This window comes from Brachybacterium hainanense, from assembly GCF_042434575.1.
GTDB lineage: Bacteria > Actinomycetota > Actinomycetes > Actinomycetales > Dermabacteraceae > Brachybacterium > Brachybacterium hainanense.
The window spans coordinates 1-12,861 of record NZ_JBHLSV010000036.1; the positions used below are offsets into that span (position 1 = coordinate 1).

12 protein-coding genes are annotated in these 12,861 nt (G+C 73.1%); 4 read left to right on the forward strand and 8 right to left on the reverse strand.

Going from position 1 to position 12,861, the window contains the following annotated elements; translation table 11 throughout:
• A partial coding sequence (locus ACFFF6_RS18765; protein WP_376983040.1) for a hypothetical protein occupies positions 1-183 on the reverse strand: 183 nt, incomplete at its 3' end.
• Positions 184-186: 3 nt separating this feature from the next.
• Between ACFFF6_RS18765 and ACFFF6_RS18770 the strand changes: the two genes are divergently transcribed.
• Positions 187-1,071, forward strand: coding sequence for a hypothetical protein (locus ACFFF6_RS18770; RefSeq protein ID WP_376983041.1), 885 nt, complete (start codon positions 187-189; stop codon positions 1,069-1,071).
• Positions 1,068-3,752 (forward strand): AAA family ATPase, encoded by a 2,685-nt coding sequence (locus ACFFF6_RS18775; RefSeq protein ID WP_376983042.1) that lies wholly within the window; start codon positions 1,068-1,070, stop codon positions 3,750-3,752. Before ACFFF6_RS18770 ends, ACFFF6_RS18775 begins: the two co-directional genes overlap by 4 nt.
• Positions 3,753-3,817: 65 nt before the next feature.
• Here the strand turns inward: ACFFF6_RS18775 and ACFFF6_RS18780 are convergent, their stop codons facing one another.
• From ACFFF6_RS18780 to ACFFF6_RS18790, 3 genes are all read right to left on the reverse strand, one after another.
• Positions 3,818-4,021 (reverse strand): cold-shock protein, encoded by a 204-nt coding sequence (locus ACFFF6_RS18780; RefSeq protein WP_376983043.1) that lies wholly within the window; start codon positions 4,019-4,021, stop codon positions 3,818-3,820.
• 369 nt (positions 4,022-4,390) lie between these two features.
• Positions 4,391-5,101: a M50 family metallopeptidase gene (locus tag ACFFF6_RS18785; protein ID WP_376983044.1), complete on the reverse strand. Its 711-nt coding sequence runs from the start codon at positions 5,099-5,101 to the stop codon at positions 4,391-4,393.
• Positions 5,101-5,250 carry a hypothetical protein gene (locus ACFFF6_RS18790; protein ID WP_376983045.1) on the reverse strand — a complete coding sequence of 50 codons (150 nt, stop codon included), beginning with the start codon at positions 5,248-5,250 and terminating at the stop codon, positions 5,101-5,103. Before ACFFF6_RS18790 ends, ACFFF6_RS18785 begins: the two co-directional genes overlap by 1 nt.
• A gap of 123 nt (positions 5,251-5,373) precedes the next feature.
• On the opposite strand from ACFFF6_RS18790, the gene ACFFF6_RS18795 reads away from it, so the two are divergent.
• Entirely contained in the window at positions 5,374-5,727 is a 354-nt protein-coding gene (locus ACFFF6_RS18795; protein WP_376983046.1) for a VOC family protein, read from the forward strand.
• A 10-nt stretch (positions 5,728-5,737) separates the two neighbouring features.
• Entirely contained in the window at positions 5,738-8,266 is a 2,529-nt protein-coding gene (locus ACFFF6_RS18800; protein WP_376983047.1) for an excinuclease ABC subunit UvrA, read from the forward strand.
• Positions 8,267-8,284: 18 nt separating this feature from the next.
• Here ACFFF6_RS18800 and ACFFF6_RS18805 read toward each other — a convergent pair whose 3' ends face one another.
• From ACFFF6_RS18805 to ACFFF6_RS18820, 4 genes are all read right to left on the reverse strand, one after another.
• Complete coding sequence (locus ACFFF6_RS18805) at positions 8,285-9,133, reverse strand: Cof-type HAD-IIB family hydrolase (RefSeq protein WP_376983048.1); 849 nt, start codon at positions 9,131-9,133, stop codon at positions 8,285-8,287.
• A 63-nt stretch (positions 9,134-9,196) separates the two neighbouring features.
• Positions 9,197-9,925 (reverse strand): amino acid ABC transporter ATP-binding protein, encoded by a 729-nt coding sequence (locus ACFFF6_RS18810; protein WP_376983049.1) that lies wholly within the window; start codon positions 9,923-9,925, stop codon positions 9,197-9,199.
• Positions 9,922-11,415, reverse strand: coding sequence for an amino acid ABC transporter substrate-binding protein/permease (locus ACFFF6_RS18815; protein ID WP_376983050.1), 1,494 nt, complete (start codon positions 11,413-11,415; stop codon positions 9,922-9,924). The genes ACFFF6_RS18810 and ACFFF6_RS18815 overlap by 4 nt, the downstream gene beginning before the upstream one ends.
• Before the next feature lie 113 nt (positions 11,416-11,528).
• Positions 11,529-12,749 (reverse strand): M20 metallopeptidase family protein, encoded by a 1,221-nt coding sequence (locus ACFFF6_RS18820; protein WP_376983051.1) that lies wholly within the window; start codon positions 12,747-12,749, stop codon positions 11,529-11,531.
• Positions 12,750-12,861: the final 112 nt, after the last annotated feature.

Below are 12,861 nucleotides of genomic sequence, written 5' to 3' on the forward strand. Positions count from 1 at the left end.
CGCCGCCCCGGCCGCCCTCGCCCCGGCCGCACCAGCGCCCTCCCCCGCCCCGGCGCTCGCCCCGGAGACGGCACCGGCCTCGCCCTCGGGGGCATCGGCGTCGCCCGCGGGGACCGACCGCCGATGCGGCGAATGCGGCGCCGTGCTCCAGACGGACTGGAAGTTCTGCTGGGAGTGCGGCAAGGCATGATCTGCAACTGGTACGTCGACGAGAGCGGCGCGGACCACCGTCTGAGGACCGCTGCCGGCTGGGGCGAGCTGGTCCTCGGCCCGCAGACGCCCCTCCCCCACGATGCCGTGCTCGACCTCGGCACCGTGCAGGTCCCCCATCTGCGCTCGGCGATCCGCTGGCTGCGCGACGTCGTGGCCGGGCCCGGCCCCGAGGGTGCGACGGAGCCGCTGCACCTGGTCCTCTCCCACGACGTCCTCTCCCCCGGGTCCTCGGGCGGTCAGGACGACGTCCTCGTGCTGAGCACCATGCACGGCGACGGCGCGGCCTTCGCGGTCCTCGGCGCCGAGCCCGCCGCCGGCATCAGCGCCCTTCCCCTGACCTTCCGCTCCGACGAGCTCGCGGACCTCGAGGGCCTCACGGGGCGCGGGATGCTGCGCCTGGGCGCCGATGAGGACTGGACGGCGACCCTGGTCGTGGACGGCGGTGCGGACAGCCCCCGGCGCCAGCGCCTGGCCCGCACCGCCCCGCCGTCCCTGCCCGTCGACGCGCTGCGCGGGAGAGCGCATGCGCAGACCCGCCTGCCCCGGAACCAGCTCGCCGCCGGTCTCGACGGTCTCCCGGGCGATGCGGACCTCACGATCGCGATGGTCCCGGGGAGGGTCCTGGTCCGCACCGAGACCGGCCTGCTGCAGGCGATCGAGGCCGAGACCCGGGGCGCGGCGATCCAGACCACGATCCGCGCAGGCTCCCTGCGCCGGGCTCTCGGGCCCATGCCGTCGGCGGGCGGGAACCTCGAGCTCGCGCTCATCGGCACTCCCGAGCACGCGGACGTCCGTCTCCTGACCCCCCGATCCGACGCCGGTGCCGCTGTCACGGCCCGCGGCTGGAGGTACCGATGACCGCGCAGAGCGCCGAGCAGACGCAGGACCGTGCCCAGGATCTCCGGCCCGTTCTCGATCTCTACGGGGTGGGCGAGGCCTGGGAGGCGCCCGAGGGGTGGGCCCAGGAGCTGCACCGACGCCTGTGGCAGCTGAGCCGGCACCCGGAGGCGTTCTCCTTCGCGGCCCTGGCCCGCATGCGCCCGGACGCGGCGCCGCTGGTCCAGAACGCCGTCCACACCCTCGACGTGATGCTCGGGTACGTGGCGGTGGATGCCGCGGACTTCTCCTTCGACCTCACCCGCGGCTTTCTCCGCACCCCCGAGGAGCGCGCCGACGGCGTGCGCGCGAGCCTGTGGAGCACCGCCCTGGCCCCTGTGACCTACCAGATCGCGGCAGGGGATCCGGCGCTGCGGGTGCGCCGGGCCGCCGCGCTCGATCTCGCGCTCGCCACGCTGCCCTCGCCGGCACCGCTCGCGGGCCGCGTCGAGGCCGTGCGCGGGCTCCTGCGGCGCGTGTCCTCGTCCGAGCCGCTGCGCACGCGCCTGCTGGAGGCCGAGGGCTTCGACGAGGTCGACGCCGTGCTGCGCGGCGCCGTCACCGACGAGGAGGCGGAGGCCTTCCCCGAGCTGCGGGGCCTGGACGCCGTCCTCGACGCGGCGCTCGCGACGCTCGAGGGCATCGCCCCGGAGCACCCGGAGGCGCCGGGAGCGGAGGACCTCGTGCTGCGGGCGATGCTCGAGCACCGCCGGGAGGACGGCACCGCCCCGGCCCTCGTCGCGGCGGTCGACCGGCGCCTGGGCTCCCGGGCGCGGGAGCGGTTCGCGCAGGCCGATCACGAGGAGACCCGGGCCGGCGTGGACGCCGCGATCCGGGCCACGCTCTCCGCACTGGCCCGGGAGGGGCGGCTGCAGGACCTGCGCGCATGGAGCGCGGCCGCCTTCGCCGTGCAGACCATCGCCCTCGAGTCCCCCGATCACGTGCTCTTCCCCGCGCTGCCCGACCTCGACGCGGTCCGGGACCTGCTGGAGGACCCCGCGGGCCCGCCCGGTCCGGCGCCGGAGGCTGAGGACGACGACCCGTTCACGGAGCTGTCGCAGCTGATCGGCCTGGACTCCGTCAAGCGGCAGGTGGAGTCCATGGCCGCGGAGATGCGGTCGATGGAGCGCCGCCGCGCGGCCGGCGTCGTGGTGGAGGCCCCGACCCGCCACATCCTGTTCCTCGGCGGGCCGGGGACCGCGAAGACGACGGTCGCGCGCCTGATCGGACGGATCTGCCGCGACCTCGGCGTGCTCGAGAACGGGCAGCTCGTCGAGGTCTCGCGCGACGACCTGGTCGCCGAGCACATCGGCGGGACCGCGCAGCTCGTGCGGACCAAGGTCGACGAGGCGATGGGCGGCGTGCTGTTCATCGACGAGGCCTACGCGCTCGCCCCCGGGGACTCCGGCCGCGACTTCGGCAAGGAGGCGATCTCCACCCTGCTCAAACTCATGGAGGACCGGCGCGGCCGTTTCATCGTCATCGCCGCCGGCTACCGGAAGGAGATGCGCGACTTCCTGCGCGCCAACAGCGGGCTCGCCTCCCGCTTCCCGGTCACCGTCGACTTCCCCGATTTCACCGACGGCGAGCTCGAGGAGATCCTGCGCGAGCACGCCCGCCGTCGCGGCATGGTCCTGGCAGAGGGGACGCTCGAGGCGTTCCGGGAGCTGATCCCCTCCCCGCGCCCCGACGACTTCGGCAACGCCCGCTGGGTGCGCAACCTCCTCGAGACCGCGATCAGCCGCCAGGCGGTGCGGATCGACATCGACGTCGCCGGCGACGAGGAGATCCGCACCCTCCTGCCCGAGGACCTCCCCCCGCGCCGCGGCGGCGCCCCGGCGCCTCGTGACGGGGAGCGCGACGCGCTCGCGGAGCTGGATCGGCTGATCGGCCTGGAGGGGGTCAAGGCGAGGGTGCGACGGCTCCAGGCGGAGCTGAAGGCCGCCGAGCTGCGTTCCCGCGCAGGGCTCCCGGTCGCCGCACCCTCGCGGCATCTCGTCTTCGTCGGGAACCCGGGGACCGCGAAGACCACGGTCGCGCGCATCCTCGCGGGGATCTTCCGGCAGGCCGGCGTGCTCGAGCACGGGCAGCTGGTCGAGGCCTCGCGCGCCGACCTGGTGGGCCGCTACGTCGGGGAGACCGCGCCGAAGACGACCGAGGTGGTGCAGCGGGCGCTGGGCGGCGTGCTGTTCATCGACGAGGCGTACACCCTCATGGGCGGCCCGGGCGGGGGCGGCGACTTCGGGCAGGAGGCGATCGACACCCTGCTGGCGCTCATGGAGGACCATCGGCGCGACCTGGTCGTCATCGTCGCCGGGTACCGCGACCGGATGGCGGAGCTCCTGGACACCAACCCCGGGCTCGCGTCCCGCTTCCCCACGACGATCACCTTCGAGGACTACTCGGACGACGAGCTGATCGCGATGTTCTCCCTGATCGCGCAGCAGGCCGGGATGGTGCTCGGCGACGGCGTCGAGGAGGCCGTGCGCTCGCTGCTGCCCACCCCGCGCCCTCCGAGCTTCGGCAACGGCCGCATGATCCGGAACCTCTTCGAGGAGGCGATGAGCAGCCAGGCGATGCGGATCGTCGATCTGCCGGACATCACGAGCGAGGAGGTCCGCCTGCTCGCCGCGCAGGATGTGCGCGACGCCGGAACCGTCTGACCTGCACGAGCGCCCGCCCTCCCCGGTGCGGGGAGGACGGGCGCGGGCTCAGCCGATCGCGAGGATCAGGCCGGGCGGATGTTGGAGGCCTGCAGACCCTTGGGGCCGCGCTCCACGTCGAACTCGACGCGCTGGTTCTCCTGGAGGTCGCGACGGCCGGTGCCGACGATCGCGCTGAAGTGCGCGAACACATCGGCGGAGCCGTCCTCGGGAGCGATGAAGCCGTAGCCCTTGTCGGAGTTGAACCAGGTGACGGTGCCGAAAGCCATAGTGCTGTTTCCTTCTGTTGCAGGACCGCACGGTGCGGTCCGGGGTCCCGGGACGGCGGCGCCGTCAGGGAGATTCGGGGGCGCCCGATGCGCCGTCACGGAGATCCGGAGGCTGGGGCGGGGTGGTGCGGACGAGAGGGCTTCCACGGCGCGAGACTGTTGCTGCGTGGGGGTGTGTACCAGATCCTTCGTCCTGCGGCGCGACCTCGCGGGTCCCCCTCCGTCGCGGAGGGCGCATGCGCCACCGTCGACACTACGGCATCACCGTGCCCGGAGGGAACAGGCACGGCGGAACTCTGTTGCGGAGCGAACAGCGCCGGGCCCGGGCGAGCGGTGTTCTCGGACCGGCTCGGATCGGCGGGTATCGGCTCAGAGCAGCGGGGCGTCCATCAGCACCAGCGCGCCCCAGCCCGTGCAGGCGGCGATGACCAGCAGGAAGCTGCCGTTCCACAGCCAGGCCGGGGCTCCGGTGAGCTCGGCCAGCTGCTGCGGGTCGTCGTGCCGACGGCCGCCGGACATGACCGCGCCGAGATGGCGCCAGGCCCCGAGCAGGAGCAGCACTCCCCCGCCGAGCACGAGCCCGGCGGCTCCGATCGGCCCGCCCCACCACCAGACGGCCCCGGCGAGCGCCGCGGCCAGCACGACCGCCGTCAGGGTATGGAGGCTGCGGGCGAACAGGAGGCTGCCGAGCAGCACGAGCACGCCGACCAGCAGCACGAGCCCCGCGAAGCCGGAGAACGCCAGCTGCACGAGGAGCGCGCCGATCACGGCGGGCGCCGGATACCCGGCCCAGGTCGAGGCCACCCGGCCGAAGCCGCGGCGCGGCCCCACCGTGACCGCGTGCCCGGACATGTCCGCGCTCACCACGAAGCCGGTGAAGCGCCGCCCCAGCAGCATGCCGACGATCGCATGGCCCAGCTCGTGGACGATCGTCACGGCCGGGCGCACCCGCGTCCAGACCATCGGCACCGTGACGGCGAGCAGTGCGGCGGCGAGCGCCGCGCACGCCCACCACGGCCCGTCCTGGACGTCGGGGGCCTGCGGGAGGATCCGCGCCCAGACCTCGGAGAGCACGTCCATCAGCGCGTCACCGAGGGATCCGTGGACCGCGGGCCCGGGACGTGCGTCCCGACGCGCGGGTCGCCGTGGATCGCGTGCAGCGGGGCGAGGTCGCCGGCGCGCGGGATGCCCAGCCGCAGGTGCACGGTGCGCTCATCGGGGTCGTCCATGCCCGCAGGGTACAAAGCGGATCCGAGGACAGCCCGTGACCGCTGATGCACCCGCGGGCGTTGTGGGCGAGCGGGCGGGCCGGAAGGATCGGGATCCCGACCCCACGTCCCCCGGAGGACCCCATGACCGAGACGTTCCGCCTGCTGCAGGTCACCGTCGACGCCCGCAATCCGCACCGCCTCGCCGCGTTCTGGTCGCAGGCGACCGGCGCCCCCGTCACCGAGGAGCTCGGGGACGGCTACGTGGTGATCGGGACCGAGCCGCCGCTCGCCTTCCAGCAGGTCGAGGACCCCACCCCCGGCAAGAACCGGCTGCACCTCGACGGCACGGGCGGCGACCGCGCCGAGCAGGTGGCGCGCCTGGTGGAGCTCGGGGCCGTCGAGAAGGACACCGTCGACATGGGCTCCTTCTCCTGGACGGTGCTCGAGGACCCCGAGGGCAACGCCTTCTGCGTCGTCTCCGAGGGAGCGCACTAGCCTTGAGCGCGTGAGCTTCCGCGATCTGCCCCGTCCCACGGCCGTCGAGGTGCGCGGCGCGCGCGTCCACAACCTGCGCGACCTCGACGTCGACATCCCCCTCGAGCGTCTCGTCGCGATCGCCGGGGTTTCCGGCTCCGGGAAGTCCTCCCTCGCGATGGGGGTGCTCTACGCGGAGGGCTCGCGCCGCTACGTCGAGGCGCTCTCGACGTACACGCGCCGCCGCATGTCCCAGGCGCCGCGGGCCGATGTCGACGCCGTCATCCACGTGCCCGCGGCCCTCGCCCTGCGCCAGCGACCCTCCGTCCCCGGGGTCCGCTCCACCTTCGGCACCTCGACGGAGCTGCTGAACGTGCTGCGGCTGATGTTCTCCCGTCTGGCCTCGCACGTGTGCCCGAACGGGCACCGGGTGCCGCCGACGATCGACGTCGCCGCCGAGGTGCCCTTCTCCTGCCCCGCCTGCGGCGAGGCCGTCCACCCGCCCGGCGCGGAGGAGCTCGCCTTCAACTCCGCGGGCGCCTGCCCTCGCTGCGAGGGCACCGGGGTCGTCCGCACGGTCGACGACGCCGCGCTCGTGCCCGATCCGAGCCTCACCCTCGACGACGGGGCGGTGGCGCCGTGGCAGATGTTCGGCTTCCGCGTCCAGCCCGACATCGCCCGCGAGTTCGGGGTGCGCACCGACGTCCCCTGGAGCGAGCTCGAGGACTGGGAGCGGGAGATCGTGCTGGCCGGCCCCGAGGAGAAGAAGCACATCGCCGTCACCTCGAGCAAGGGCGTGCACGAGCTCGACTTCACCTTCCGCAACGCCCGGCTCACCGTCACCGAGGAGCTGCGCCGCGCGGACACCGAGACGCGCCTGGCCCGGGTCTCGCGCTTCCTCGCGGTCGGGACCTGCCCGGACTGCGCGGGCACACGGCTGTCCCCGGCCGCACGAGCTCCGTGGATCGGCGATCTCGACCTCGCGGCGGCGAGCGCTCAGACGCTCGAGGAGCTCGCGGCCTGGGCCCCCGGGATCATCGATCCCCTGCCCGGTGACATGCACCCGATGGCCCGCGCCCTCGTGGACCAGCTGCTGGCGATGGCGCAGCGGCTGCTGCAGCTGGGACTGGGCTATCTCCGCCTGGATCGCGCGGGGGCCTCGCTGTCGACCGGGGAGCTGCAGCGCGTGCAGCTGGCACGGGCGGTCCGCAACCGCACCACCGGCGTGCTGTACGTGCTGGACGAGCCCTCGATCGGCCTGCACCCGGACAACATCGACGGGCTGCTCGCCCTGATCGGGGATCTGCTGACCGACGGCAACTCGGTCGTGCTCGTGGACCATGACGTGCAGGTCCTGCGGGAGGCGGAGCACCTGATCGAGATCGGCCCCGGGTCCGGACGCGGGGGCGGGCAGGTCATCGCCCAGGGCGACATCCCGGCGATCATCGCGGACCCGGCCTCGCAGCTGGCCGGGTTCCTCGACGGGCGCGAAGCCGTCGTGGTCCGGGCGGGGGCGTCCGGCGGGGGCGAGATCCGCCTGGGGACATCGCCTCTGCACACGGTGCACGCGCTCGAGGCCGTGGTCCCCCGCGGCCGGCTCACCGCCGTCACCGGCGTGTCCGGCTCGGGGAAGACGACGCTCGTGCTCGACTCGCTCGTGCCTGCGCTCGAGGCCCGGATCGCCGGGACGGAGCTGCCCGCGCACGTGCGCTCGCTCGAGACGACGGGCGGAGCCCCGCTGCGCCGCGTCCACCGGATCGACGCGACGCCGATCGGGGTGAACATCCGCTCGACGGTCGCGACCTACAGCGGCGTCCATGACGAGCTGCGCCGGGCCTTCGCCCGCACACCGGATGCGGCGGACGCGCAGCTGCGCGCCGGAGACCTCTCCTTCAACACGGGCTCCCTGCGCTGCCCCCGCTGCGAGGGCACGGGACAGATCTCTCTGGACGTGCAGTTCCTGCCGGACATCGACATCGACTGCCCGGACTGCGGCGGCAGCCGCTATGCGGAGCGCGCCCGGCGGATCCGCCGCCCCGTCCCGACCGATGCGGCCGCAGGCCCCCGGACGCATGTGTCCCTGCCCGAGCTCATGGAGCTCACCCTCGAGGAGGCGGCGCCGCTGGTCGCCGACGTCCCTGGAGCGCACCGCCGGCTGCAGGCGCTCCTCGATCTGGGGCTCGGGTATCTCACCCTCGGCGAGGACACGCCGGCGCTGTCGGGAGGGGAGGCGCAGCGCCTCAAGCTCGCGGGCCAGCTGGGCCGCCGTCAGGCCGATGCGGTCTACGTGTTCGACGAGCCGAGCGTGGGGCTGCACCCGCGGGACGTGCGCACTCTGCTGGGCGTCCTGGACCGGCTGGTCGCGGGCGGTGCGACGGTCCTGGTGATCGAGCACGACCTCGACATGATCGCCAACGCCGACCACGTGATCGACATGGGCCCGGGCGGCGGCTCCTCCGGCGGCAGGATCATCGACGCGGGCTCCCCCGCCGAGGTCGCGGGGAGGGCCCTCGGACCCACCGGGAGGCACCTGGCCCGGCATCTCGCCGGGCCCTCGTGACCGGGCAGGCGGGGCCGGTCAGTCGCCGAGCAGACGCTCGAGGACCTGGACGACGCCGGCCTCGTCGTTGCCCGGGGCGCGGTAGCGGGCGGCCGCCGCGACCTCAGGATGGGCGCCCGCCATCGCGAAGGACAGCTCGGAGGCCGGGAACATCGGCAGGTCGTTGAGGTAGTCGCCGAACACGGCGGTCTGCGCGGCGCTCGCGCCGAGCGACTCCTGCAGGGCGCGGACGCCGCGCCCCTTGTCGGCGAGCGCCGGCATCACATCGACCCAGTTCGCCCCGGACACGACGACCTGCTCGGTCCTCGCGACGCGGGCGAACACCTCCTCGGCGATCTGCGCGGCACCGCCGGCCGCATGGACCGCGACCTTGATGACCTCCTCGGGCACGGCGAGCAGATCCTCCACGACGCTCAGGCGGTGGTAGTAGGTGCCCGCGACGCGCAGGAACGCGTCATCGGAGCGTTCGACGTAGGCGCCGTGGACGCCGCAGCGGACGACGCCCACGTCATGTCTCGCAGCCGCTTCCCGCCCGGCGATGATCGCCTCTCGCGCGACCCGCGGATCCAGCGTCGTGGTCTGGACGATCTCCTCGTCGCGGAGGACCACGGTGCCGTTCTCCGCGACGAAGGAGCGCACGCCGCGCGGGCCGAAGTCGGCCTGCAGCGTCGCGAGCTGACGGCCGCTCGCCGGGACGAAGGCGATGCCCCGCTCCTGCATCCGCTCCAGCAGGGGCCAGAAGGAGGCGGGGACCTCGCCGTCGGGCTGCAGGAGCGTGCCGTCCATGTCCGCGACCACGAGCCGCAGATCCGTCCCGCCCTCCGGGATGTCGGTCCAGGGGGCGGCGGCGAGGGGCTGTGCGGTCACGGGGGTGGTCTCCATTCAGCAGGGGCGTCGCCGGGCAGGAGGCGACCGGGCCAGGCTACGGCCTCAGAGCACCTTCGCGAGGAAGTCCTGCAGCCGCTCGCTGCGGGGGGCGTCGAAGATCTCCCCGGGAGGCCCGGACTCGACGATCACGCCCCCGTCCATGAAGACCGTCCGGTGGGAGACCTCGCGGGCGAAGCCCATCTCGTGGGTCACCAGCACCATGGTCATGCCGGCGCCCGCGAGGTCGCGGATCACCTGCAGCACCTCCCCGACCATCTCGGGGTCCAGGGCGCTGGTCGCCTCGTCGAACAGCATGACCTCGGGCTCCATGGCGAGAGCGCGGGCGATGGCGACGCGCTGCTTCTGCCCGCCGGAGAGGGAGGCGGGCTTCGCGCCGGCCTTCTCCGCCAGGCCCACCCGCTCGAGCAGGGCGGTGCCGCGCTCGCGCGCCTCCGCCCGGCTCAGCTTCCCGAGCTCGACCGGGGCGAGGGTGACGTTCTCGAGCACGCTCATGTGCGGGAACAGGTTGAAGTGCTGGAAGACCATGCCGATCCGCTGGCGCACCTCGTCGATGCGCACGCCCGGGTCGGCGAGGTCGGTGCCGTCCACGACGATGCTCCCGGAGCTGGGCGCCTCGAGCTTGTTCAGGCAGCGCAGGAAGGTGGACTTGCCGGAGCCGGAGGGACCGATGACCGCGATGACCTCGCCCTCGGCGACATCGAGGTCGACGCCTCGCAGCACCTCGTTCTCGCCGAAGCTCTTGTGCAGGTCCTGGACGAGGATCTTGCTCATGCCGTGTACGTCCTCTCGAGGCGGTGGGACAGGAGGGTCAGGGCCGTGATGACCACGAAGTACATGGCCGCCACGATGATGAGGATCTGCGAGGAGAGATAGGTCGAGGCGATGATCTGGCGGGACTGGTAGGTGAGCTCCGCGAGGCCGATGACGCTCAGCAGCGAGGTGTCCTTGAGCGTGATGATCGACTGGTTCACGAAGGACGGGATCATGATCCGGAAGGCCTGCGGGAGCACCACCTTGCGCATCGTGCGCCAGTGCCCGAGCCCCAGGGATCGGGAGGCCTCCGCCTGGCCGGGGTCGACGGCCTGGATGCCTCCGCGGACGATCTCGGTCATGTAGGCGCCCGTGTTCAGCGAGAGCGTGATCGCGCCGGCGACGAAGGGGCTGAGGGTCACACCCCAGGTCGCGAGGATCTGCGGGACGGCGAAGAACACGAAGAACGCCTGGATCAGGATCGGCGTCCCGCGGAACACGTACACGTAGGCGAGGGAGACCCAGCGGATCGGGGCGATGCCGGACAGGCGTCCGAAGCCGAAGAGGATGCCGAGGACGAAGGCGGCCACGAGGGCGACGACGGTCGCGACGACCGTCAGCCAGAGGCCCTTCACCAGGGCGGGGAAGTGCTGCTTCGCCACCGAGAGGATGTCCTTGGGCGGGGCCTGCTCGCCCCCGGCCGTCGCATCGCCGATGTACCGGTCGAGGATCTCGTCGTACTCGCCGGATTCCTTGAGGTTCGCGAGCCCCTCGTCGAACATCTGGATGAGCTCGGGGTTCTGCCCCTTCTTCACGGCCATGCCGTAGTCGCCGCCCAGCTCGGGCTCGCCGACGAGCCGGAAGCCCGAGCCCTGCTGGATGCCGTAGGCGAGGACGGGGTAGTCCTCGAAGTAGCCGACCGCCTGGCCGGACTTCACGGCCTCGACCATGTCGGTGGTCTCCTGATAGGAGCTGATCTCGAAGCCGTACTCCTCGGCGTGGTCCTGGGCGAAGGTCTGGCCCTGGGTGCCGGTCTTCACGGCGACCTTCTGGCCGGCGAGGTCCTCGTAGGACTGGACGTCGCTGCTCTCGAGGACCCCCAGCTGGATGCCGCCGGTGAAATAGGGCTCGGAGAAGTCGAAGACCTCCTGGCGCTCGTCGGTGATCGACATGCCGGCGATGATGCCGTCGGCCTGCCCGGAGGAGACGGCCTGCACGGCGGCGTCGAAGCCGAGCGGCTGGAACTCGACCTCGAAGCCCTGGTCCTCGGCGATGGCGGTCATGAGGTCGATGTCGATGCCGACGTACTCTCCGCTCGAGTCCGTGAACTCGAAGGGGGCGTAGGTCGTGTCGGTCGCGATGACGTAGGTGTCCTTCGGCTCCGCGTGGGCGGGAGCCAGCAGGGACGGGCCGAGCACGGTCAGGGAGCCGAGGAGACCCGCGAGCAGCGCGACGAGCAGGGCTCGTCGGCGGGGCGCGGAGCGCGGCAGCGGACGGGGATGGGGATGCACCAGGTCCTCCTGGAGGAGCTCCCTGCGCGGCCGCGACATCGATCGGCGGGGCCGCCCGGGAAGCGTTCGGGGGTGGGGTCGGTCCAGCACCCTATCGCGCCCTGGCCGTGCCGTCAGATCACGGGATCGCCGTCCCCGACCTCGGACGCGAGCTTGGTCCAGGCGAGCGAGGCCAGCAGCAGCGCCTGGTCGGCGAGGACGGAGTCGTCGAAGGTCGCCTGCGGGGAATGGTTCGAGGGAGGCATGTGCTCCGGGTCGAAGTCGGCGGCGGCGCCGACGAATCCGTACGCGCCGGGCACCGCGGCGATCACCCGGGAGAAGTCCTCGGAGCCGGTGCGCGGGTTCTCGAGGTCGATGAAGCGCTCCGCGCCGAAGAGCTCGGTCGCGGTCCGCGCGAAGAAGGCCGCCTCCGCCTCGTCGTTGACGGTGGCGGGCAGGACGTTGCGGAACGTCGCCTCGACCTGGAGTCCGTGGGCACGGCCGATGCCGACCACGAGCTCGGGCAGCTGGGTCGCCATCTGCTCGGTGGCGCGGTTCGAGAAGGTGCGCACGCCGGCGCGGAACATCGCCTCTCCGGGGATGATGTTCGGGGCGGTGCCGGCGTGGACCTCGCCCACGGTGACGACGACGGGGTCGAAGACGCTCGTGCGCCGGGTGACGTGGGTCTGGAGGGCGGTGATCATCTCGGCCGTCGCGGGGATCGGGTCGAGGGCCTCATGAGGGCGCGAGCCGTGCCCGCCGCGGCCGATCACGCGCACGTCGAGCACGGAGAACGCGGCCATGAGGGTCCCGGGGCGGGTGGAGATCTCGCCGGAGGGGGCATCGGCGCTGACGTGCACGCCGTAGGCGCCGACGGGCCGCTCCCCGGCCGCGTCGAGCAGCCCCTCGCGCAGCATGACACCGGCTCCGTCGTAGCCCTCCTCCCCCGGCTGGAACATGAGCACGACGCTTCCGGGCAGGTCCGCGCGACGGGAGGCGAGCAGCCGGGCGGCCCCGACCAGGCCCGCCATGTGGAGATCGTGGCCGCAGGCGTGCATGGCGCCGTTGGTCGAGGCGAAGGGCAGGCCCGTCGCTTCGACGACGGGGAGACCGTCCATGTCCCCGCGCAGCAGCACGACCGGTCCGGGCCTGCCGCCGCGCAGCACGCCGACCACGGAGGTGGTCTCCCGGCCCAGGGTGATCTCGAGGTCGAGGTCCTCGATCGCGGCGAGGATCCTGGCCTGCGTGCGCGGGAGGTCCAGGCCGATCTCGGGATCGGCGTGGAGCTCGCGGCGCAGGGCGATCAGCTCCTCGAGGAAGGCGGGCGTGACCTCGAAGGTGTCCTGCTGCGTCATGGGGGCTCCTGATGCCGGGCGCGGGGTGTCCCGCTCATCCTCGCGCGGGAGCGGTCCCGGTTCCACCCGGTCCCACGGATGACGGCTCGCGCACGGCGTCGGCTCACCCGCC